The 23,131-nt window shown below is 36.1% G+C and carries 17 protein-coding genes, 1 tRNA gene and 2 pseudogenes; 11 read left to right on the forward strand and 9 right to left on the reverse strand.

Annotated elements, in window-relative coordinates:
* Positions 1 to 355: 355 nt before the first annotated feature.
* The 3 genes from ABWU58_RS06335 to ABWU58_RS06345 all read left to right on the forward strand — a co-directional run bounded on the left by ABWU58_RS06335 (position 356) and on the right by ABWU58_RS06345 (position 4,982).
* Positions 356 to 559: a hypothetical protein gene (locus tag ABWU58_RS06335; RefSeq protein ID WP_353282932.1), complete on the forward strand. Its 204-nt coding sequence runs from the start codon at positions 356 to 358 to the stop codon at positions 557 to 559.
* 648 nt (positions 560 to 1,207) lie between these two features.
* Positions 1,208 to 3,781, forward strand: a complete 2,574-nt coding sequence (gene polA / locus ABWU58_RS06340; RefSeq protein ID WP_353282933.1) for a DNA polymerase I — start codon at positions 1,208 to 1,210, stop codon at positions 3,779 to 3,781.
* 49 nt (positions 3,782 to 3,830) lie between these two features.
* Positions 3,831 to 4,982, forward strand: coding sequence for a hypothetical protein (locus ABWU58_RS06345; RefSeq protein ID WP_353282934.1), 1,152 nt, complete (start codon positions 3,831 to 3,833; stop codon positions 4,980 to 4,982).
* A gap of 45 nt (positions 4,983 to 5,027) precedes the next feature.
* Here ABWU58_RS06345 and ABWU58_RS06350 read toward each other — a convergent pair whose 3' ends face one another.
* From ABWU58_RS06350 to ABWU58_RS06365, 4 genes are all read right to left on the reverse strand, one after another.
* A complete protein-coding gene (locus tag ABWU58_RS06350) occupies positions 5,028 to 5,807 on the reverse strand; it encodes an exodeoxyribonuclease III (RefSeq protein ID WP_353282935.1) in 780 nt (259 codons plus the stop codon).
* Positions 5,807 to 6,514 (reverse strand): uroporphyrinogen-III synthase, encoded by a 708-nt coding sequence (locus ABWU58_RS06355; RefSeq protein WP_353282936.1) that lies wholly within the window; start codon positions 6,512 to 6,514, stop codon positions 5,807 to 5,809. The genes ABWU58_RS06350 and ABWU58_RS06355 overlap by 1 nt, the downstream gene beginning before the upstream one ends.
* A 268-nt stretch (positions 6,515 to 6,782) precedes the next feature.
* Complete coding sequence (locus ABWU58_RS06360) at positions 6,783 to 7,298, reverse strand: hypothetical protein (protein ID WP_353282937.1); 516 nt, start codon at positions 7,296 to 7,298, stop codon at positions 6,783 to 6,785.
* 65 nt (positions 7,299 to 7,363) lie between these two features.
* A tRNA-Leu gene (locus ABWU58_RS06365) sits at positions 7,364 to 7,448 on the reverse strand.
* Positions 7,449 to 7,510: 62 nt separating this feature from the next.
* On the opposite strand from ABWU58_RS06365, the gene tldD reads away from it, so the two are divergent.
* The gene (gene tldD, locus ABWU58_RS06370) at positions 7,511 to 8,929 is read left to right on the forward strand and encodes a metalloprotease TldD (RefSeq protein ID WP_353282938.1); all 1,419 of its coding nucleotides are present in this window, start codon (positions 7,511 to 7,513) and stop codon (positions 8,927 to 8,929) included.
* Positions 8,930 to 9,825: 896 nt separating this feature from the next.
* Here the strand turns inward: tldD and ABWU58_RS06375 are convergent.
* Positions 9,826 to 9,990 carry a hypothetical protein gene (locus ABWU58_RS06375; protein WP_353282939.1) on the reverse strand — a complete coding sequence of 55 codons (165 nt, stop codon included), beginning with the start codon at positions 9,988 to 9,990 and terminating at the stop codon, positions 9,826 to 9,828.
* A gap of 174 nt (positions 9,991 to 10,164) precedes the next feature.
* Between ABWU58_RS06375 and ABWU58_RS06380 the strand changes: the two genes are divergently transcribed.
* Genes ABWU58_RS06380 through ABWU58_RS06390 form a run of 3 tightly spaced genes read left to right on the forward strand, consistent with a single transcriptional unit; the run spans position 10,165 to position 13,569 of the window.
* A complete protein-coding gene (locus ABWU58_RS06380; RefSeq protein ID WP_353282940.1) occupies positions 10,165 to 11,274 on the forward strand; it encodes a PQQ-binding-like beta-propeller repeat protein in 1,110 nt (369 codons plus the stop codon).
* Positions 11,267 to 12,637, forward strand: coding sequence for a dihydrolipoyl dehydrogenase (lpdA, locus tag ABWU58_RS06385; protein ID WP_353282941.1), 1,371 nt, complete (start codon positions 11,267 to 11,269; stop codon positions 12,635 to 12,637). The genes ABWU58_RS06380 and lpdA overlap by 8 nt, the downstream gene beginning before the upstream one ends.
* Before the next feature lie 2 nt (positions 12,638 to 12,639).
* Positions 12,640 to 13,569 carry a tyrosine recombinase XerC gene (locus tag ABWU58_RS06390; protein ID WP_353282942.1) on the forward strand — a complete coding sequence of 310 codons (930 nt, stop codon included), beginning with the start codon at positions 12,640 to 12,642 and terminating at the stop codon, positions 13,567 to 13,569.
* On the opposite strand, the gene ABWU58_RS06395 is transcribed toward ABWU58_RS06390, so the two are convergent.
* The 4 genes and pseudogenes from ABWU58_RS06395 to ABWU58_RS06410 all read right to left on the reverse strand — a co-directional run.
* Entirely contained in the window at positions 13,566 to 15,239 is a 1,674-nt protein-coding gene (locus tag ABWU58_RS06395; protein WP_353282943.1) for an ankyrin repeat domain-containing protein, read from the reverse strand. The two genes, ABWU58_RS06390 and ABWU58_RS06395, sit on opposite strands and share 4 nt — an antisense overlap.
* A gap of 67 nt (positions 15,240 to 15,306) precedes the next feature.
* Positions 15,307 to 16,260: a thioredoxin-disulfide reductase gene (gene trxB, locus ABWU58_RS06400; protein WP_353282944.1), complete on the reverse strand. Its 954-nt coding sequence runs from the start codon at positions 16,258 to 16,260 to the stop codon at positions 15,307 to 15,309.
* Complete coding sequence (locus ABWU58_RS06405; protein WP_353282945.1) at positions 16,247 to 16,846, reverse strand: peroxiredoxin; 600 nt, start codon at positions 16,844 to 16,846, stop codon at positions 16,247 to 16,249. Before ABWU58_RS06405 ends, trxB begins: the two co-directional genes overlap by 14 nt.
* A gap of 440 nt (positions 16,847 to 17,286) precedes the next feature.
* Positions 17,287 to 18,024: pseudogene (locus ABWU58_RS06410) on the reverse strand (IS110 family transposase); the annotation flags it as partial.
* Positions 18,025 to 18,535: 511 nt separating this feature from the next.
* On the opposite strand from ABWU58_RS06410, the gene ABWU58_RS06415 reads away from it, so the two are divergent.
* The 4 genes and pseudogenes from ABWU58_RS06415 (at position 18,536) to tnpC (ending at position 22,962) form a co-directional block, all read left to right on the forward strand.
* Positions 18,536 to 19,003 carry a DUF2924 domain-containing protein gene (locus ABWU58_RS06415; RefSeq protein WP_353282946.1) on the forward strand — a complete coding sequence of 156 codons (468 nt, stop codon included), beginning with the start codon at positions 18,536 to 18,538 and terminating at the stop codon, positions 19,001 to 19,003.
* Positions 19,004 to 19,263: 260 nt separating this feature from the next.
* Positions 19,264 to 19,746 (forward strand): hypothetical protein, encoded by a 483-nt coding sequence (locus ABWU58_RS06420; RefSeq protein ID WP_353282947.1) that lies wholly within the window; start codon positions 19,264 to 19,266, stop codon positions 19,744 to 19,746.
* A gap of 103 nt (positions 19,747 to 19,849) precedes the next feature.
* Positions 19,850 to 21,412: a glutamine-hydrolyzing GMP synthase gene (guaA, locus tag ABWU58_RS06425; RefSeq protein ID WP_353282948.1), complete on the forward strand. Its 1,563-nt coding sequence runs from the start codon at positions 19,850 to 19,852 to the stop codon at positions 21,410 to 21,412.
* A 467-nt stretch (positions 21,413 to 21,879) separates the two neighbouring features.
* Positions 21,880 to 22,962: pseudogene (gene tnpC / locus ABWU58_RS06430) on the forward strand (IS66 family transposase).
* Positions 22,963 to 23,131 lie beyond the last annotated feature (169 nt).

Consider the following 23,131-nt stretch of genomic DNA (forward strand, 5'->3'; position numbering starts at 1 on the left):
CACTTCATTAGACTTCTTGTATAACCCAAGCTAAGTAGAAAAAAGGTATAGCTAACACGTCATACCGCGATTCATTCGCGGTATCTCATCCGCTAACACGTAGCGGGATGACGATTGTCAGGGTGTCATCCAAGTAGCCCCTATAATGTCATCCCAGTGCCCAGACACTGGGATCCAGCCTTTCCATAATCATCAAAACATTGTATTTTAACGTAAAACAGCTATTTTTATGCTCACCAACTTAATAAAATTCCTGGATCCCAGTGTCTGGGCACTGGGATGACAAAGGAGAGCAGTGCCCAGCACTGACCATTTGCTGTGCAGTTTACCTTCAAAAATGAATGTTCGTACAGCTATGGATTTATTCTCGGTATCTCATCCGCTAACAAAGCGGGATGACGATTGTCAGGCCAGTGCCCCTATGATGTCATCCCAGTGCCCAGACACTGGGATCCAGAAAAGTTTGCTTGTAAGCAAGCAAACTAGCATAGAAAGTGGTTACAATGTTTTCGATGAGATTATATGGAAAACTAGATTCCAGCGTCACGCGCTGGAATGACACCTTCCATATAAATATTAAAAAATTTACCAAACGAAAAAAAAGGCAAAAGAAGCCCCGTGGTGGTTAGCTATTCACTATGTACTAAAATATCGGCGTTTTTTTTATTCTAAAACGCTTGATTAAGAGCAATTTAGCTGCTTTTAACTTGCAACTAACCTACACCGCAAGTGTTTAAGAAATTTACTAAGCAGGAAAAAAGGCAAAGAAAACCCAGAGTAGCTAGTATTCAAATTCTCCCTTGTCAATTTGACGTTCTTTGCTGTCTTAAACGCTTTGTAAGCGCGTTTCGGCTTATATAGGTAAAAACCTAGAAATTTTTAAAGACATGCGATGCACGTAGTGCGAAAAATTAAACATGAGACGCCAAATACCCTAAGTTTTTTGTCATTAACCTGCACAGATTGCGAAGATAAATAAATAGCTTCAGTATCATGGTAAGGGGACTGGCGGAGTTTGTCAAGTAAGTTTTTCGTTTCTATTCCCAATAAAAGTTCGTCATATGGTTATGCAAGAAGTCTAATTGGTATAACTATGCATGAATGCTATTTTCGGCAAAATCTCTTACAACGCTCAAAAGCAGAAAAACAAAAACTTGATTTTCGCAGCTAAATAGTGGACCATCAAAAGCACGCATAAATATCTACAATGAAAGAAAAAACTTTCACAATCATCGATGGCTATGGTTTTCTTTTCAGAGCTTACTATGTACTACCTCACTTAATTACCACAACAGGAATGCCAATAGGTGGTGTATATGGCTTTCTGAATATGGTTCTTAAGTACATTGCCCATTCGGACTACCTAACTATAGCACTTGATGCAGGAAAAAAGAATTTTAGGCACAATTTATATCCTGAATACAAAGCAAACAGAGTAACGCCTCCTGAGGATCTAATTCCACAGTTCACCATACTGAGGGAAGCTGTAGAAGCTTTTAACCTCAGCTATGAAGAAATTGAAGGTTATGAAGCAGATGACATAATCGCAACACTAGCTGCAAAATACGCCAACCACCAAGACTTTAAAGTGGTAGTCGTTTCATCAGATAAAGATTTGTTTCAACTCTTGAACCACAATATTTTAATATTCGACCCCATTAAAAATATATATATAGATGAAAAACAAATAGTAGAAAAATTTGGTGTAAACTCACACAAGCTTCTTGATTTATTTTCTCTAACTGGTGATGCATCTGACAACATTCCAGGCGTTCCGGGAATAGGTCCGAAGACTGCAGCTAAATTACTAGATGAATTTGATTCATTGAATAATATTATAGAGAACATTGATAACATCGAGCAAACGAGGATTCGTAATATTCTTACCGAACATAAGGAAAAAGCACTAATTTCAAGAGAACTTTTATCACTATGCGAAAAAGTAGACCTTCAACATGATATTGCAAAATATGAAGTCCATTCTCCAAATATGGAGAAATTATTATCCTTTTTAAAGAAGTATGAATTCAATTCCTTAATAGGGAAAGTGGAAAAGCTTTTTTCCTATAGTGGGTCTAGCACAGAAAAGAAAACAGAATATAGTAGTGAAGAGTTAGAGAAATTTTTAGAGCATTGTAGATATGAAGGCAAAATTGCAATTCATTGCCACTTTGAAAACAACTTATTAAATAAAATTTCCTTATCTTATAGCGAAAGTAATATTTTTTATATAGAGCAAGACAGCATACAAGATGCACTCATTACAATCAACTCAACTTTACTCTCAAATGGGGTGCTTAAAATAATACATAACATTAAAGAGATGAGGAAAATCTTCCCTGCAGTGGAGAAGATGCTAGATTCAGTTGATGATTTGATGATAATGTCGTATAGCTTGGATACAGGAAAACATGATCACAGTATTCCAAACATAGTTGCGCATAATTTGAGTGAAAATGCAGAAATTTTCTCGGCAAAAACTTTAATAGCAATTCATGAAAAGCTAAAGCAAAGGTTATTTCAGGAAAAATTGTTCACAATTTACGAGCGCTTCGATAAGCCACTTATGAAAGTAATATTTGATATGGAGAAAAATGGGATATTACTGAACATACAAAAATTACAAGAGCTGTCCGATAAATTTCAGCAGGTAATTGCCGTGCTTGAAGATGAGATATATAACTTAGCAGAGGAAAGATTTAATATTGCGTCACCAAAACAATTAAGTGATGTTTTATTTAATAAAATGGGGCTTAATAAAAAGAAAAAGTCAAAATCTGGATCGTATAGCACCAATTATGAAGTTCTAGAGGCACTCGAAGAAGAAGGGGTAGAAATCGCAAGTAAAATTCTAAATTGGCGACATTTAAGTAAATTAAAAGGCACCTACACTGATGCGCTAATAAAGCAAGTTGATCCCATTGATGGTAGGATACACACAAGCTTTTCAACGACTGCAACTGCAACTGGAAGGCTGAGCTCCAGCAATCCTAATTTACAGAATATTCCTATCAGAAGCGAAGAGGGAAATCTTATCAGACAAGCATTTATTGTGCCAAAAGGGTGCAAGATAATCTCTGCTGACTATTCACAAATAGAATTAAGACTCCTGGCACACGTTGCAAACGTTGCAGCATTTAAAGAAGCTTTTGCAAACGGACAAGATATTCACAATATCACCGCTAGGCAAGTTTTTGGAGTGCAAGAAATAGATGAGCAATTAAGACGCAAAGCAAAATCCATTAATTTTGGAATTATATATGGCATTAGCCCATTTGGTCTTGCAAAGCGGCTTGGAATTACCTTTCAAGAGGCTGCTGAATACATTAATTACTATTTTTCCTGTTACCCAGAAATAAAGGCCTATATGGAAAAAGCAGTGTCTATCGCAAGATTGCATGGTTATATAGAAACTTTGTTTGGCAGGAGATGCTTTGTAAGAGACATAAACAATACAATTCCTTATGTAAGACAATTTGCAGAAAGGGCAGCAATAAACGCACCACTGCAAGGAACCGCTGCTGATATAATAAAACGTGCGATGATTCAGCTTTTTGACCAGTTAAAAGTAGGTAAAATAATCCTCCAAGTTCACGATGAGCTACTGGTCGAGGTAGAGGATGAAAAGGTACAAGAAACGGCAGAACTTATGAAAGATATAATGGAAAATGCAATAGAAATTTCTGTACCACTTGAAGTAGAAATAAAAGTTGGCGACAACTGGGCTCTTAATTATGACTTAAACATGGTGGATTCTAAGAGTATAAATCATTTGAACTAATACGAAAAATATGTTAGAATAGAACATAGCAAATGCAAATAGGTCAGCCATGACAGGCCCACAAGTAAAAAGTTCAAAACCTCCAAAGTTACCTACTCAGGTAACTAACAAAGATGAGAAAACTTTTGAAAAAGAGGAACATCAGGCAATCTATCGTGCTTTCCTAGATACTTTAGAAAATCCAGAAAATCTAGAAAAGCAAACGAAACAGGAAATAGAAAAGAAGAGACAGAAATTGAAAGAAGAACTTTTAGATCAAGAAAAACAAAAATTACAGAGTGATCTGAAGTCATTAGATGAACGATTAGAGCGATTACAGAATGGAAATGAAAAGAAAATTTTTACTTTTATATCAAAAAATCATAAAGGTATATTCAATAATATTAATCAAGAAGATATAAAGTTACTAAGTGAAGAAAATTTTCTTCAGTTTTTACTTTCCGTATCTCAAAAAATTAGAGAAAAAAATTTAGCTAGTGAAGAGAATTTAAAGAATGACAAAATAAAGCAAGAAGTAGCTGAATGTGTAGCTGATATACGCGGTACAGAAGCTAAAGATTCACTCATAAAGCTTCCCGGGTGGCTGTTTGGAATAAAGGTAGACCCGAAAAATATTTCCAGCTCTTTTATGAATGGGGTGAAAGAAAAAATACCATTCTTAGGTAAAGATAAAAAAGAAGAGGATGAACCACCGCTCAGTGATGAAGAGATGGTAACAACGTTCTTAAGTAAATCTTTATTTCCTATTATTGCTCTCACTACTGTAATATTATTAGGCAGCTTAAGCGGTCCAGTGTCAGTACTTGGTCTTTTTACCATCCCTCATGTTATAGTAATAGGATTTGCTGTTTTTGGTCTTGCTGTTGCTGAATATAAGGCGGTAAAAGGTCTTTTTTCAAATGACAAAAAAGGTACTTTGTATAACCCTCATTCACGAGATGAAAAGGAAAGAAAAGAATGGGGTAATGAAATTAGCGATGGCATCAATAAAATTTTAGAAATCTCAGTCGAGAAGGCTAAAGGGAGTGAGCAACCCACTTCTGTTTCTGAACAAATTTCCCAAGGAAAAGAAAAGAGTGAACAACAGCCTGTTCCTGAGCAAATTTCCCAAGGAAAAGAAAAGAGTGAACAACAGCCTAATTCTATGTTTGAAAAAATTAGTGTTGGTCCGCTAGCTAAAAACACAGAGCAGCAAAGGTAAGACTACTCAGGTTTGCCAAAAGTGAATTGTGTAAGAGATCTGCTATTATTCTATAACGCATACAACAGGAGTATGATCAGACGGGTTTTCTAGCTTACGCAATCTATCATCTATGTAGCATGTTTCCAATTTATCTACAGCTTGTGGTGATAATAGCATATAATCTATTCGCATTCCTTGATTATTTCTGAGTGAATTGCCTTGATAATGCCACCAAGTAAATTGTTGCAAATTTGGGTGAGATATTCTAAACGCGTCTTTAAACCCAAGATTCAAGACTGCTCTTAACTTCTCACGTTCTTTTATATGAAAGCACACTTGGCCATTCAATAAATTTGAATCAAAAACATCAATTTCATCTAGTGCAACATTATAATCGCCAGCTATAATAGTTAACTCTTCATTCTTCAACAAAGTGCTCATCCTTTCATATAGGTTATCAAAAAACTTGAGTTTATATTCAAATACATGAGAGTCCGGGCTTTGACCGTTTGGAACGTATACACTTCCTACCCTTACCTTATGATTGGTGTGTTTTATCACACATTCTATATAACGTGCTTCTTGATGACCTTCTACAATGTCAATTTTTAGTTTTTCCAGTATCGGATATTTAGATAAAACACAAACGCCATTTCTTGCAACTTGTCCATAGATAGCATATTCATATCCTAACTTTTCTATCTCTGCATAAGGAAATTGCTCTTCTGTACATTTTATCTCTTGCAGCAAAACTATATCTATCTGACTATCAACTATAAAACTACAAAGTTGGTTAACTCTTTTACGTATGGAGTTTACATTCCAAGTTGCAATCTTTAGCATCAGCAATCCTTATTAATTATATCAATTAAACTCTCCCCAGTAAGCAACCTCGATGTTATAATTCTTTTCCATTTGATTAACTTTAAACTATCAGCAATGTTCTTACTCATAGTATATGCAACTGTATTATTCATCGCATGAGATAGCCCACTTTTTAGAACTAATGAACAAAATACCCTTGCTGTCTGTGAGGAAAAAAAAGCAACACCATCAATTTTACCATCCAACAGCAAATTTTTACACCTATTAGTTAGACTCCTTTTAATAATTGTTTTATAGAGTACAACTTCTCTTACATTAAAATCTTCTTCGGATAATCTCTTTTTTAGGTCACATGATACTTCTTGTCCTCTTATATATAAGAACTTTATTGCACTTGAATAGTGAGCTTTTATAAATGATATTAATCCATCAACATTACTGTCCGCTGATATTATATCAGAGAAACCTAAATCTTTTGCAGTCTGCATGGTTGAATTACCAACTGTAATAATCGGAAAGTCATCCACTTTGCATATTTGACTAAAAGCCTTTACACTGTTTTTACTTGTGGATATTACAACGTCAAATTCGTGCGCAGATATATCAGGATTTAAGTACTTTATTGTGAATACTGGTTCTATATAAACTTTGTATCCATACTTTCTCAATATATTTCTTGTATTGAACGAATCCAATAAAGGCCTCGTTAATAAAATAGACTTCATTCTGATTTATTTCACTACCAGTAAAATAATATCCTTTATACATAAATTACTGAATAAAAACTTTTATTTTGATAGCTTGAGCAACTATTCAAGTAATTGATGTTGAAATGAGGATACTCAGTCCCCTATTTACCACTAAGCTTTAAATTCACTTATACTTTTTCAATGCTAATTACGTTGAACTCTTTTGAATGGCTTCCTTCAGTGGAATTATATAGCTAATATTCCTGTATAAGTCAATATAAGTTAATTTGTTAATATTTAGTAATTAAGTTCTAACTGCCTCAGAATTACCAGGATGACCAGGATGACCACCTTTGACGTTATTATTTTCTTCTATCTGTGGCTTACTAATCATAGTCCGAATGATATTAGTTGCCATAATAGCACAACCTAAAATAAAAAAAGGTGTAGAAACAAAATAGATAACAGAAGACTCAAAAAGCGACATAGATGCAATACCTCCTATTAGAAATGAAACGCTGGATACTATATCAAGATAGATCTTCGTTAATTTTTTTTGTCCAGGAGAGTTTTCTACACCAAGCTGCTTATTAAGCTCGCATTTTCGAAAGTGATCAGTACGTGACCATGAATTTAAGCCAAGTGAAATTGCACTTAGTGTGATACTAAGAGCGGCAGAATGTACACTTAGCCCAGAAATATTAAAGACTAATGTTGCTATATATCCAATAAAAAGGGCAGTAGATAGCGCAGTAACTAAGCGTTTCGAGTAAGTTCGTATTTTCTTTCTGTAAACAAGGCTCTCTTCCTCACAACTCATAAATTTAGACATAGTAAATATATTATAGCATTAATTAATTCAACAAGCAATATAAAAACTAAGAGTGCCCGAGAGAAGACTCGAACTTCCACAACTTAAAAAGTTACTAGCACCTGAAGCTAGCGCGTCTACCAATTCCGCCACCCGGGCTTTTTATAGTTTACTATGTTAAAGTTAAATAATATACTTAAACAATTTTTAGTTCAAAGGTAATGCCAAATCTAGATCAAATATTTTTCGCTCAAAACAATGTTAATATTAATAACGTATATAAAATAGTCAATAGCGCTTTGAGCAATAGCGATGGTGGTGAGCTGTTTCTAGAATTTTGCCAGTCGGAGTCCCTAGTTTTTGATGACAACATATTAAAACACGTGGATTTGAATACCAGAAGGGGGTTTGGTTTAAGGTCTTTTTGTGAGGATAGTACATCTTTCGTTTGTTCTTCTGAGATTAGCGAAAAAGAAATTAGTAATGCTGCTTCTATGGTAAAAAGCTCAGTGTCTTTAAACAAGACAAATTCAATAAATTTAAACGAAGAGACAAAAAGCCTATATTCGAGGATTAACCCTATAAATGAAATGGATCTGAATTCAAAGATTAAACTACTCAATGAGGTTAATGAGTATGTAAGGTCCAAAAATAACTGCGTGAAGCAAGTAAAAATAACTCTAAGTGGAGAATGGCAAGTTGTACAAATAATAAAGGGTGATCACAGATTAAGCGATATTAGGCCTCTGGTACGTTTTAATGTGTTAGTCATCGTAGAGAAAGATGGTCGAACCGAAAGAGGTTCTGCAGGGCATGGTGGAAGGGACCCTTATAGTAAGTTTATTTCTGAGAAAAAGTGGAAAGAAGTTGCAAACCAAGCGTTAGAACAAGCACTGGTAAATCTTGAAGCAATTCCAACTCCAGCTGGAGAAATGACAGTCGTTTTAGGTCCAGGCTGGCCAGGAATATTGCTACACGAAGCCGTGGGTCATGGACTTGAGGGCGACTTCAATCGTAAAAAAGTCTCAGCATTTTCAAATTCTGTGGGTAAACAAGTAGCAGCTAGTGACATCACAGTAGTTGATGACGGAACTCTGCCTAATTTGCGTGGCTCTATCAGTGTAGACGATGAAGGCACTCCACCCAGTTATAATGTACTGATAGAAGATGGGATTCTCAAAGGATATATGCAAGACCATATGAATGCTAAACTCATGGGTGTAAATCCAACTGGTAATGGTAGAAGGGAAAGTTATAAAGAAGTTACTATGCCGCGTATGACAAACACCTATATGCTGCCTGGAAAACATGCACCGGAAGAAATAATATCTAGCGTAAAGAAAGGTCTGTATGCAGTAAATTTCGGTGGTGGGCAAGTTGATATAACGTCAGGGAAATTTGTTTTTTCATCTTCAGAAGCTTACTTAATAGAAAATGGTAAAATTACACAGCCAGTCAAAGGAGCAACACTAATTGGTGATGGGCCAACAGTGCTAAAAAAAGTATCCATGGTTGGCAACGACTTAAAGTTGGACCCCGGTGTTGGCACATGCTCAAAAGATGGACAAAATGTGCCCGTTGGAGTTGGTCAACCAACACTCAAAGTCGACACAATAACTGTTGGTGGAACTGAGATATAGATAAGGGCTAAAACGAATTCCAGCGCATAACGCACAATTGTACAAACATTGTAGCCGTTATTCAAGTAGCCCGCAGAAACAAAAAACTTACTTGACAAACTCCGCCAGCCCCCTTATCATGAAACTGAAGCTATTTATTTATCTTCGCAATCTGTGCAGGTTAATGACAAAAAACTTAGGGTATTTGGCGTCTCATGTTTAATTTTTCGCACTACGTGCATCGCATGTCTTTAAAAATTTCTAGGTTTTTACCTATATAAGCCGAAACGCGCTTACAAAGCGTTTAAGACAGCAAAAAACGTCAAATTGACAAGGGAGAATTTGAATACTAGCTACTCTGGGTTTTCTTTGCCTTTTTTCCTGCTTAGTAAATTTCTTAAACACTTGCGGTGTAGGTTAGTTGCAAGTTAAAAGCAGCTAAATCGCTCTTAATCAAGCGTTTTAGAATAAAAAAAACGCCGATATTTTAGTACATAGTAAATAGCCAACCACCACGGGGCTTCTTTTGCCTTTTTTTTTATTTGGTAAATTTCTTAAATATTTATGGCTAAACGACAACCGTCATCCCTGTAAAGGTCAAGTAATTCGTCATTCCGCTATGTGTTAGCGGATGAGATACCGCGGCGGTATGACGGTTCGCGGTGGTATGACGATAACCTCGTCATCCCGCTGCTTGTTAGCGGGATCTATGCTAAAAGATACCGCGAATGAATCGCGGTATGACGGTCTGCGGCGGTATGACGGTCCACGGTGGCATGACGGTTAAGTAATTCGTCATTCCGCTATGTGTTAGCGGATGAGATACCGCGAATGAATCGCGGTATGACGGTTCGCGGTGGTATAAGGAACCAGTGTCAGCTACTGGGATGACACCGTCATAAAAGAACCAGTGTTAGCTACTGGGATGACAAGAAAGGAGCACTGGGATGACAAAAAAAGGAGCACTGGGATGACAAAAAAAGGAGCACTGGGGTGACAGGAGAAGGGGCTACTCGGATGACAAGAAAGAGGCTACTTGGATGACATCTTTCTTCTTGGTATAAATTACTGTTATATCTCAATGTTCATACAGCTATGCACGTTGCCGCATAGTGGATGAGCTCTAAGAGTATAGTTTTTACATAATAATATAATATTCTGTTCATAAATCAATGTTTCAACGTACAACAAGAACATTTTCATTGTGATTAAGATTTCTAGTATGTATATTAATAAATCTTGTTCTCAACTAAGCAATGAAAGTAATAATTGTCATAATAATGTTATTGTGTAGCAGTTACACAATGGCAAGCGAGCGAATAAGTCTAGTGGATAAAAAACTATCTCAAGGATATGTAGCTCCAGTGCTTACAGAAGATAGCGTTATTTTATCAGACAAGCACGGTGCTTTATATTCCTTTGATATTGATAACTCAAAGGCTATGAATTGGAAATTACACCTCTCACATAGGAAAAAAATTGGTAACATGAGCCTATCGCATTATGAAAAAAATGTTTTCTTTATAGTGGATAACACTTTACACGCAATAGACGCAAAAACTGGCAAGATTGAGTGGGAAAAAGAATTGAGAGCTCCAGTAAGAGGGAAAGCAGCAGTAATAAATAATAAATTGGTAGTATTGACTATTGATAATTATCTGTACGTGTTTGATATAAAAGATGGCAGCTCCGTTTGGGCTTATCAGAACGGTATCAATGAGGTTCGAGGTTTGTATTCCATATCGCCAACAATTTCTAACGATAAAATAATAGCACCATTTTCAAATGGTGAGTTAATAGCTTTTAATGAAGACGGTAAAAAATTGTGGAGCCAAAAATTGGCTACAAACCTTTTGGATACACAGCTCACAGATGTAACTACTACACCGAGAGTGCTTGGCGATACTTTAATAGCTACAAATAATTCTTATATTTATGGTATTAACGTGAGATCAGGAAATATTTTATGGTCAAAGTCACTGCAAGTAAAAAGTGTATCAGACATTGAGTCATATTATAGTCCTCTTATTCCTGCAGAGAAACAAAAAGAAGGCGGAAGAATTTTTATAGTAACTGAAGATAATAAAATAATCGGCCTGGATATAAAAAATGGAGAAACAGTCTGGGCATCTGATTTAATAGAAAATACGCAATTGTTTGCTCCAATTGTGCATGCCCACACACTGTGGGTGACAAGCAATAAAGGTTCAATGCTTGCTTTTCCTGGATCTGAAAGTGCAGGAAAGGTAGTCAAAGTACCTGGTAATGTGTTTCACACTCCAGTGTTTACTCACGATAAAATATATGTAACAACTGAGGGAAATGGTGTTTATTCTTTAGAAAATAGGTTTGTTCTTTATGATTGATTATGACCTGATTGTTATAGGTGGTGGTCCAGGCGGTTATAAGTGTGCTATCGCTGCTGCAAAACTTGGATTGAAAGTTGCCTGCATAGATAAAAATAGCATTTTTGGTGGTACATGCCTCAGAGTTGGGTGCATACCTTCCAAAGCACTACTTCATTCTTCCTATCAGTATGCTCACACGAAAAATGATCTGTCGAAGCTTGGCATAAAAATTAAGGATGCAAGTTTCGATTTAAAAGAAATGCTAAGCTATAAGGACGCCAGAGTTCAGGAACTTGGAAAAGGTATAGAATATCTGTTTAACCTTCACAAAATCACTAAAATCAATGGGCTTGCTTCTTTTGATCAAGGCAATCTTGAAGTTTCAGTTGAAGGTAAGGTACTGAAGGCAAAAAATATAGTAATTGCAACCGGTTCTGACGTTATTTCTTTGCCAGGAATTAATATCGATGAGAAAAGTATTATTTCATCAACAGGTGCATTATCTTTAACTGAAGTACCAAAAAAACTTGTCGTAATTGGAGCCGGGGCAATAGGGCTTGAAATGTCTTCTGTATGGAGGAGGCTAGGGTCTGAAGTCACTGTAGTAGAATTTTTTGACAGAATCGCTGCAGCAATGGATGGAGAATTAAGTAAGTCTCTACTTTCTAGTCTACAAAAACAAGGAATAAAATTTTTACTTAGCACTAAAGTTGAGGAGATAAAACAAAGTGGTAACTCTTTGAATGTGAAAGTTTGCTCTGTAAAAGATAATCAAACAAACACTATAGAGGCGGATAAGGTATTGGTGGCAGCAGGACGCAAACCATGCACTGAGGGTCTTGAAAAAATAGAAAAAGATAATCGCGGTTTCGTTCAAGTTAACAACAGATATGAAACTAATGTGAAAGGAATATTTGCTATTGGTGATGTGATTGGTGGAGCAATGCTTGCTCATAAAGCAGAAGAAGAAGGAGTGGCAGTTGCAGAGATAATAGCAGGACAATTACCTCACGTTGATTATGAAATCATACCATCTGTCATTTACACTCACCCTGCGGTTTCTTCGATCGGTAAAGCCGAAGAGGAACTCAAAAATGCTGGCCATAAGTACAAAGTTGGTAAATGTCAATTTGCTGCAAACGGCAGAGCAAAAATCACTGATGATGCTGAAGGATTCGTGAAAGTGCTGACTTGTAGCAGAGCAGATACAATACTAGGTGTGCATATCATAGGAGCATACGCTGATACGCTAATCAACGAAGCAGCGGTTGCAATGGCATATGGTGCAGCAGCAGAGGATATATACAGAATTTGTCACTCTCATCCTGATATAAATGAAGCCTTTCGAGATGCGTGCATCGATGCTTTCTTTAAAAAATAATTGTGGACCTCGGTTCAATCATTGAAAAATGGTATGAGTGGCTGAGGTGCAACAGATCTTATTCACCAAACACTTTAGAGTCATACATGAGGGACTTGAAGGATCTTATAAGTTTCCTAAATACTCACATTGGTGGAGAAGTAAATGTCGGCACTTTGGAAAAATTGAGCGTACCTGAGTTAAGAAGTTGGCTTACCTCTCGTTACGCAAGAGGTGTAAACGCAAGATCCAACACTCGAGCACTCTCAGTAATCAGAAATTTTTTCAAGTACATAAAAAACAACTACAATATAGACAATGAAGCTGTATTTTCCTTGTCAAGGCCAATTCAGAGAAGAACTCTGCCCAAAGCATTATCAATACCTGATATAAAAACTTTGGTGAAAGAAATGAAATTATCTGACTTGAGCGAACCTTGGGTGGTAAAAAGAGAAATTGCAATTATCGTCCTGCTATATGGTACAGGCTTAAGAATCAGTGAAGCGTTGAACCTTGGGGTTAGTGATATTAACAATGAAAGTTTAATAGTAACAGGTAAGGGAGATAAACAAAGGCAGGTATTCATTCTTCCGGTAGTAAAAAAATGTATACAGGAATATGTAAAAGCCTGTCCTTATCTTGGCATTAATAATGAAACACAATATCTTTTTTTGGGAGTAAGAGGAAAAAAATTGGGAAGAACTTATGTGGCCAATCGTTTGCAGAAAATAAGGAGAATGTTAAATTTACCAGAAATTTTATCTCCACATGCATTTCGTCATAGTTTTGCTACTCATTTGCTTCAGGAAGATATTGACATAAGATCAATACAACAACTGCTTGGCCATTCAAGCCTGGAAACCACCCAGGTTTACACTCACCTCAATTATCAAGATGTTTTTAACATGTATAAGAATTTTCAACAGAGTTTGGAGAAGAAATCAAAACCTTAACTTCGTTCTAAACTGATAACATTACCAAGCTGAGTGCTTTTAACGTTGCTAAGTGCTGTGTTTGCTTTGTATGAACAGTAGCATCCAATTGTAAAAAAGGCAAATGCAGTTACAGCAAGTGGAATACATATTTCCAAATTAGGTATTGTTAAACATGCACCAACAGCAAACGCTCCAGAGAACACAAAAGAAGCAGAAGCGTAGTTGCTTTGTTTTCTACCAGGAGAAATTGCTTGCAAGGGTTTTTCGTTTTTATTACTCAGACTTTTAGTACGGAGCAGTCTATTTTCTGATGAAAGCCTATCTCTTTCTTCCCTTACTTGTTTCAAATCTCTTTCTAATTGTGAAATTTTGCTAGTTTTATTCGCTAGCTCTTGCTTTGTTTCTGTAAGTTGAGTTTTTGTTCTTCCAAGTTCATCTCTAAAGTTTTCGAGTTGCTGCAACTCTTTAGCAATGAATTCGTCGTTTATTACTGGTTGAACATTATGTGTACTTGCTACAGGTTGCTCTGCACTTGTAGGGAATTTTTCACTTAGATAATTTTTAACGGACTCAGTTGGCTCACTAGCATCTCTCAATGCAGCAGTAACAATTGCACGATTTATGAAACAATTATCCTCTACCAATTCTTTTACATCATCTAAATCTTTTCTATTAATAGTATCGGTTAATCGCTCTGTAATAGCTTGTTCAATTATTTGCTTTAATTGTATGTTCTTCTCTATTGCAGGTATTGATCTTATTTGACTAAAATCTAGGTCTTTATGTTTTAAAAGTTTAGTCAATACTTCTTCGTTATCATCTTGTGTTATTCCTTGTAAACATGATTTGAGAATTAAGCTAAGTGGTGTTTCTATTTCTCCATTTTGGTTTCTTTTCCAGCAATTAGGGTTAAGCTCTTGATTTAATAGTCTTTTTGCTTGGTAAATGTCTCCGCTAGAAAGAGCATCTAACAACTCGTTTGCTTTTTGTGCTTTTTTAAATTCTAATTTTATTACGCCCTCAAATCCTCTTGCAATACAATCTTTAGGGCTTTCATATTTATAATTTATAATATCAGTTTTCACATCTGGGTGCGTGAGCAATATTTTTACTATATCTTTAGCTCCAACTTGGCAAGCAATATGTAAGGCTGTATCTTTCTTCATCTTAGAAGTTTTAACGCACTCCATCACACCACCGTAGATTTCACTCAAGCGTATACTATTCTCACCATCTACATGTTGACCATCATCAAGATATACATGATAACCTGATTGCGTTTGTACTACTTCTCGACCGCAAGATAAATATACTAGACGCCCATGTCGATCTCTCTTTTGCCTTTCCTTATAAACATATTCCCTACTTTGAGCGTTAATATCGATACTGCTATTTTGTATAAGCAATTTAGCCATTTTTTCTAACATGGGTTGTCTACCATAAGTGACATCACAGGCTCTAGCAATAGACATCAAAGGTGTCATGCCTTCTTCATCAAACGCATTAACATCCGCACCTTCTTTTAGAGCTTGCTTAAAACCTTCTAGATATCCATTATCAATAGTATTAAATAAGTATTTTGTTGATTCACTTAGCTGTCTTGAAGTTGTCGGATTTCGAGCTTGCGGTGCCGTGTTATCACCACCTCCATAAGCTCCATAATATGTTACACCGTTTCTATAAGGCATACTAAACCCTCTTTATTAATGATTTACTAATATAATTATGTAAAAAAAAAGGAAAATTGCAAGCAATTTATTTAAAAACCTCAGACAACTCTAAAAACTTCTCTGCATCAAGTGCAGCCATGCACCCTGTTCCTGCTGCAACTACTGCCTGACGATATACCTTATCTTGAACATCACCTGCAGCAAACACCCCTGCCCTACTAGTTAAAGTTGTTCCAGGTTTTGTAATTATGTAACCCTGTTCATCCATTTCAACAAAGCCTTTAAAAATACCTGTATTTGGTGCATGCCCAATTGCAATGAACACTCCATCCACTTCTAACTCTTGAGCTTCCGTTGATTTAACTATAATACCAGTAACTTTTTTTGGATTTTCTTCTCCAAGAATTTGCTCTACGGTATGGTTCCACATTATTTTTATCTTATCATTTTTAAAGAGCCTGTCTTGCATTACTTTTTCCGCTCTCAATTTATCACGCCTGTGTATTAATATCACTTCTTTGGCAAATCGAGTTAAAAATATTGCTTCTTCAACAGCGGTATTTCCACCACCAATCACGACTACAACTTTATTCCTAAAAAACGCACCATCACAAGTTGCACAAGCTGAAACTCCGTAGCCTTGAAATTCCTTTTCACTCTCCAAGCCAAGCCATTTTGCTTGCGCACCAGATGCAATTATAATTGCATCTGAATAGTAATCATTAGTATTACCAGAAGATCTAAACCTATACTCATTAGAATCCTCAAGTTGTTCAACGCTTTTTATCTCATCATCTATTATTTTTGCTCCAACCTTTTCTGCATGCAACCTCATCTGCTCCATTAGTTCTGGACCCTGTATTGAAACAAAACCAGGATAGTTTTCAACATCTGTAGTAATTGTAAGCTGACCACCAGGCTGCATTCCCGTTACTACAATTGGCTCTAAGTTTGCACGTGCTGCATATATAGCGGCAGCATAACCCGCTGCCCCAGATCCAATAATAAGAACTTTTGTACTAAATTTATAATTCTTCACTGTATGAGTTTAGATAATCAGCTACTCCTTCATCGCTTGCCTGCATTGCTGGCTTACCTTTCTTCCACCCTGCTGGACACACCTCACCATGCTCCTCATTATGTTTAATTGCATCAACGATTCTAACGAATTCATCGATATTACGCCCTAAAGGCAAATCATTTATCGATTGATGACGTACAATAAATTTATCATCAATAACGAAAGTTGCTCTCAGCGCAATTGAGTCATCATATAAGACCCCATAGTCTTTTGATATAGACTTTTTGATATCAGACACTAAAGTGTAGCTAACCTCTCCAATACCACCATCATTAACTGGAGTGTTTCGCCATTTATAATGTGAAAATTTTGAATCTACACTTATTCCTATCACTTCAATACCATGCTTTGCAAACTCATTTATTCTATTATTGAGCGATATCAATTCAGTTGGGCAAACAAAAGTAAAATTAAGTGGATAGAAAAAAAGGACAGCATACTTATTTTTTATGTGCTCACTCAGACAGAAATCATCAACAATTTCTCCGTCAGAGAGAACAGCTGAAGCAGTAAAATCGATAGCAGATTTTGTTACAAGATTCATAATTGACCTATTCTTTTAAAACAACTCTAATTTTACACTTGATGAACTTATATGCAAGTTTTCTTTAGTTTTAGCCCTATAAAAACTTCCTAAAATAGCTCTTCTTTTTTACCGATAAGATACAATCCAGGAATTTTATTAAGTTGGTAATACCAATTCCCATTACACAGGACAATAACGAAGAAAAAGCCCATACTGAAGCAAATAGAATAGCGGGGTAAAGTGGTATTATCATCTATCTGCTCCCCGTATAATGGGAATTGGTATAAGTATAACAGTATAGCTAACGCGAGCTCTACGTCATATCAACTATGTTTTTTTTAAATTTTTTGAATTTAGTTTTATTACAACTCTTGTTTATAATTTTGTATTTTTATTCAATTAGAAAATGCATTTTTGACAATAAACACCCTAATTTATCATAGAAAAATTTTATATCAAACAACAGATTTGGACTTTGCAGCAGCCATTGCAGCCGTTAGTACGAACATTGCTTCTACCGCCTGTTATTCTTCGATAACCAATAGCTTTTCCACTTTCTTTTGGATGCGCCAGCAAGACTTGCTACTTCTTTTCTGTTTAAGTAGCCAAGCTCTGGCATCAGACACACAAAATCTTGAGATAACTTTGCCTAGCACTGTTCTCAGAATTTTTTGGCGCTTCTGTAACTCTAGATTTTTATCAATGATTTTTTGTATAGTATTATTGAGTTCATCTATTTGACTATTAAAGAATTCTATAGTTTTTTGACAACTTTTCCTTACATGGTCATTTTCCGGTGCTTCCAGTCTACATTTTTCTTGAGCCCTCATTTGTGTAACGACGTTGACAAACAAAGTTGATTGTTCTTTAGAGGTAGGTACAAATAGAGAAAGAGTTCTATGACGCATACTGAGCAAGAGCCATTGCATCTAGACTTTGCTAAAGTTCCGTGAGACAAGATAAAGCTTTTGGGTATTAGCTCAGCGATATTCTTGTCAATAAGAAAATGCGATAAACCAATTCCCTGTATTTTCTAAAGTTACTAAAGAATTAGGTAAGATATCTGAAAACTTTTTAAACAATTGTTGCCAACCAGAAGCATTATTATCAAATTCGACAACACTCTTCTGTGTGTGAACCGCAACAACATTTTTAAATTTTCCGATGTCAATAAAGTTTTGATAAGATGTAACCATATTAATAACCTCGATAGTTTATTGATTTAAGATTGTAAACGGGTGCATACATATGTCCCATGCAACTATTCAAACGTATCGAGGGGCTAGTGTACCTTGATATAAACGGTTGCCAACGCCGCGTCGGTCGCACACGCCCGCTATTCCTATAGTGAGTAGAGTTATCTTCCCTCTTGTTTCTTTTATAACATATTTTTAACTTACAACTGCCGCGGTATCTCTAGATCCCGCTAACAAGTAGCGGGATGACGAATTTGTTGTTTTTCAAATTGTAGGTAAACCTGAGCCACTTTAGCTATAGTTTACTTACTCCATTATTTTCTTTATTATCAGATATTGCTTTAAACAATATGGAGGAGCAAATTGTCAGCAATTGCCATTATTGATTTTGGTTCACGTACGATATCGGTAGCTAACATTAGCTACCTGAGGGTCAGAGTCGCCTTTCTTAAAGATATTTTAAGTATACTAGATATATTATTGATACGTGATAATAAAACTGGGGGGTTTTATGGAAACATCTGAATTAACTTTACTCGACTTGCAGGACTTTTTTGAAAAATTAAAAGGGCATGTACGTAGTGAAGTAGAAAAATATGTAGATGAAAAGGCAAAAGAAATTAAGGACAAGGACAAAGCAGCAACTTATATAACAAACAAAGTGTTAAATAATATGGTGGGTAATAAACCAAATAGATGTAGTAGGACGCAAAATGAAGAGGTTATCAAAGCTCTATTTATAGGTAAAACGCTTATTGGGGAACGTAAAAGAAGAGGGGAAAGGTATGAAGTTGTAGTTAGCAACGAAGGTAAGTTTATCTATAATGGGAAAAAGTATAATGCCCCTTCCACGGTTAGTGAAGAAATTACTGGTAAAAGCTCCGATGGTTGGGAATTTTTCAAGGTATGTCTTGACTCTGAAGAAGGGCTGAGAAAGTTGAGCTACCACCGTGCAAAGTTTCTGTCAGCTAAAAAGTAGATCATAGCTAACGTTTAAGCCATACGTTAAAGCTTTTAAAGAGATCTTAGTTTACTTACTTCATTATTTTCTTTATTATTAGATATTGCTTAAAATAATATGGAGGGGTAAGTTGTCAGCAATTGCCATTATTGATTTTGGTTCACGTACGATATCGGTAGCTAACATTAGCTACCTGAGGGTCAGAGTCGCCTTTCTTAAAGATATTTTAAGTATACTAGATATATTATTGATACGTGATAATAAAACTGGAGGGTTTTATGGAAACATCTGAATTAACTTTACTCGACTTGCAGAACTTTCTTGACAATTTAAAAGGATATGTACGTAGTGAAGTAGAAAAATATGTAGATGAAAAGGCAAAAGAAATTAAGGACAAGGACAAAGCAGCAACATATATAACAAATAAGCCTAAAAAAGTTAGGGTAGCTGGGAATCAATATGGTGGAGCGCAAAATAAAGAGGTCATCAAAGCTCTATTTATAGGGGAAATACTTGTATGGAATCGCCCAGAGAGTGGCCAGAAATACGAAATTAAAGTTAAGGGAGTGGAAGAGTTTGTAGATAACAAAACTGGAAAAGTGATTGAGGCTAAGTCTCTATCCGGAGTGTGTAAAGCATTGGTTGGTGGTGGAAGTTATAGTGGTTGGGAAGAATTGGAAGTATGTCTTAACCCTAAAGAGGGGCTGCAACTTCTGAAGTGCCACCGTAAAAAGTTCTTCTTAGATAAAAATAAATCATAGCAAACGCACGCCATACATTAAAGCTTTTAAGAGGTCTTAGTTTACTTACTCCATTATTTCCTTTATTATCAGATATCACTTTTAAATAATATGGAGGAGCAAATTGTCAGCAATTGCCATTATTGATTTTGGTTCACAGTTTACACAGCTTATCGCAAGACAAGTCAGGGAAATGGGTGTGTATTGCGAAATATTTCCAAGCAACATCAGTTTTGAAACAATATCAAAATTCAATGGGTTTATTCTCTCTGGAGGACCACAATCTGTAAATGATGATTGTTCTGAAACAAGCAGAGTAGTACATGAAATTATAAAACTTAATGAGGCAACAAACGTTCCTATACTTGGAATATGCTATGGACAGCAACTTATTTGTCATTATTTTGGAGCAAAAGTAAAAGAGAGTTTCAAACAGGAGTTTGGCAGAACTAAAATCAAGATACTAAAAGAATCCCCCATTATAAAGGATACCTGGGATGTTAATTCTGAAGTGGATGTATTAATGAACCATGCGGACAGTGTTGATACTATACCACAGGGGTTTACTGTTATCGCATCAGGTGTGATAAATCAAACAATTGCAATAATTGTCAACGAACAGCGGAAGATTTACTGTACTCAATTCCATCCTGAAGTGAGGCCCACAACAAATGGCAGTAAGTTGCTCTCTAACTTCTTGGATATTGCAAATTGTGAAAGAGACTGGACAATGAAGTCGTTTATTGAGGAGCAGAAGGAAAAAATCAAAAGCGCAGTAGGAGAGAAAAAAGTAATCGCTGCAGTAAGTGGTGGGGTTGATTCAAGTGTTGCAGCGGCTCTCACACATAAAGCTATAGGAAAACAATTGAACTGTATTTTTATCGATACTGGGTTGTTACGCAAGAACCAGACCATTGCTATGTTAAAAGAGATTCCGATAAACTACGTTGATAAATCAAATTTATTTTTGAGTAGGTTGAAGGGGATAACTGATCCAGAAGAAAAGCGAAAAATTATCGGTAACGCTTTCATTGAAGTGTTTGAAGAAGAAGCAAAAAAAATAGGTGATGTGGATTTTTTAATGCAAGGTACCATCTACTCTGATGTAGTTGAGTCAGGGCATGCCTCAGACAACACAAGTACAATTAAGTCTCACCATAATGTTGGTGGGTTGCCAGAAAAGATGAACCTGAAGCTAGTAGAGCCTTTACGCTACCTCTTTAAAGATGAGGTAAGGCTACTTGGAAAAGAAATTGGGCTTTCAGACGAGATAATATTTCAACATCCATTTCCAGGACCTGGCCTTGCAGTGAGAATTATAAGTGAAGTCGATGAAGAAAAGGTGCGAATATTGCAAGAAGTAGATGAAATATATATTAATACGATGAAAAATTACGATCTATACGATAAGATATGGCAAGCTTTTGCTGTATTATTACCAATAAAAACTGTAGGCGTCATGGGAGATGGTCGTACGTACGGATATGTTTGTGCTTTGAGGGCTGTAACATCGTCCGATGGTATGACAGCTGATGCATTTCCATTTGAGGATAAGGATCAGCATTCGCTAGTGTTTTGGGACTTTTTACAGAATGTTAGCAGTATAATTGTTAATAACGTTTTCGGGGTAAATAGAGTTGTCTATGACTTAACTTCTAAACCACCAGCAACCATTGAGTGGGAGTAAATCAAAAAGTCTAGTCATCCCGCTGCTTGTTAGCGTCGCAGCAGTTGTAAGTTAAAAATATGTTATAAAAGAAACAAGAGGGAAGATAACTCTACTCACTATAGGAATAGAGCTATCACGGGGTATCCGTTCAGCGGAGTGGCAGAATAAGGCAGACAAGGTGATCTAAAAAGATAATCATAGAGCAAAAGTGGGGTAATATGGTAAACCTTTTAGAACTTTGCAAAAATTTACAGCAAAAAATAGAAAAGTTAGAAGCAAAGATAGAAAAACTGGAAGCAGAGATAGAAAACTTAAGAGCAGAAAATAAAGCTTTAAAGATAGAGAATGCTGAATTAAAGGAAAGTAAATTCAAAAAACTCATCAATTCCCAGTTCAAAAGAATTATACAAAATGAAAAAGGAAAAGCCAAAAGCGAAAGAAAGATTGGTGGTCAAGTTGGGCATAAGGGTAATTATCGTGCTAAAATGGAAGCAGATGAGGTGATAAAGATAGAGTTGTCATCTACTTGCGAATGCGGAGGGAAGATTGCAATATGCGAAAAACCATATATTCATCAGAAAGTTGATCTGCAGGAAATTAAGCCGTATGTAGTAGAGTATCAGCTAGAGCATGGCCGTTGTCGGAAGTGCGGAAAAAGAAGAAGTAGCAAATTACCAGAAGGTGTTACATCAGATACATTTGGTCCAAAAGTTAAATCGATAATTGCGGCACTCAGCGGATTTTACAAAAACTCAAAGCGTGAAGTGGCTAGTATCATAAATGACATTTTTAATTTGAACATAAGTGTTGGCAGCATATCAAATAGTGAACACAGAGTTGCATCAAAATGCGAAAAAACATATGAGCAAATCGAACAAGAGATAAGTAGGAGTAAAGTTCTACATATTGATGAAACGAGCCATTATAACAAAGGTAAACTCGCTTGGTGTTGGATGTTTGCAAGCAATACGGCAAGTTTTGTAAGATTTACAGAATCAAGAGGAATGAAGGTTTTACAAAATAGTAAGTTCTGCAATCGCAATAGCTTGGTAGTAACTGACAGATATGCAGCATACAATTATTTTTCTGATGAAAAGAGGCAAATCTGCTGGATCAAGAGATTTTGAAACATAGTTGGAAATTTGAAGTTAAAGTTCTGGTTAAGAAACGTAGCCACTGAATTATTTGCACTAAAAAAAGCTTTACTAAAAAGTGAGATAGATGTTTTGAGGTTTGTCAGACGTGCCAGAAAGTTGCGAAAACGTACAAGGTATTACTTGAAGGAGATATTCCACCTACCTGAAGCAATTGGAGCTTCTCGAGTTGCCAAAAATATTTTGAAATCTGAAAGAATGATGTGGAAATTTTTAGATGACCCAGAAAATATTCCAATGACAAACAACCATGCTGAGCAACAGATACGACACTATGTCATTTACCGTAAAAACTCATATTTTACACAATCACAGCGAGAAAACACATTCCTTGAGCGGATAATTTCGTTATACTTAACATGGAAACAAAGGGGGTTAAACCCTTTTCACAATCTCCTATCTATCGTTTCTTAAACCACTCTGCTGAACGGATACAACCACTCTGCTGAACGGATACCCAACGCCGCGTCGGTCGCACACGCCCGCTATTCCTATAGTGAGTAGAGTTATCTTCCCTCTTGTTTCTTTTATAACGTATTTTTAACTTACAACCGCCGCGGATAGATCCCGCTAACAAGTAGCG

The organism is Wolbachia endosymbiont (group A) of Pogonocherus hispidulus, assembly GCF_964028195.1.
Classification (GTDB): domain Bacteria; phylum Pseudomonadota; class Alphaproteobacteria; order Rickettsiales; family Anaplasmataceae; genus Wolbachia.

Bases quoted from the DNA above. Each gene is read 5' to 3' on its own strand.
- ABWU58_RS06335 (WP_353282932.1), top strand. From the start codon at position 356: ATGGATTTATTCTCGGTATCTCATCCGCTAACAAAGCGGGATGACGAT.
- polA (WP_353282933.1), top strand. From the start codon at position 1,208: ATGAAAGAAAAAACTTTCACAATCATCGATGGCTATGGTTTTCTTTTC.
- ABWU58_RS06345 (WP_353282934.1), top strand. From the start codon at position 3,831: ATGACAGGCCCACAAGTAAAAAGTTCAAAACCTCCAAAGTTACCTACT.
- ABWU58_RS06350 (WP_353282935.1), bottom strand. From the start codon at position 5,807: ATGCTAAAGATTGCAACTTGGAATGTAAACTCCATACGTAAAAGAGTT.
- ABWU58_RS06355 (WP_353282936.1), bottom strand. From the start codon at position 6,514: ATGAAGTCTATTTTATTAACGAGGCCTTTATTGGATTCGTTCAATACA.
- ABWU58_RS06360 (WP_353282937.1), bottom strand. From the start codon at position 7,298: ATGAGTTGTGAGGAAGAGAGCCTTGTTTACAGAAAGAAAATACGAACT.
- tldD (WP_353282938.1), top strand. From the start codon at position 7,511: ATGCCAAATCTAGATCAAATATTTTTCGCTCAAAACAATGTTAATATT.
- ABWU58_RS06380 (WP_353282940.1), top strand. From the start codon at position 10,165: ATGAAAGTAATAATTGTCATAATAATGTTATTGTGTAGCAGTTACACA.
- lpdA (WP_353282941.1), top strand. From the start codon at position 11,267: ATGATTGATTATGACCTGATTGTTATAGGTGGTGGTCCAGGCGGTTAT.
- ABWU58_RS06395 (WP_353282943.1), bottom strand. From the start codon at position 15,239: ATGCCTTATAGAAACGGTGTAACATATTATGGAGCTTATGGAGGTGGT.
- ABWU58_RS06405 (WP_353282945.1), bottom strand. From the start codon at position 16,846: ATGAATCTTGTAACAAAATCTGCTATCGATTTTACTGCTTCAGCTGTT.
- ABWU58_RS06415 (WP_353282946.1), top strand. From the start codon at position 18,536: ATGGAAACATCTGAATTAACTTTACTCGACTTGCAGGACTTTTTTGAA.
- ABWU58_RS06420 (WP_353282947.1), top strand. From the start codon at position 19,264: ATGGAAACATCTGAATTAACTTTACTCGACTTGCAGAACTTTCTTGAC.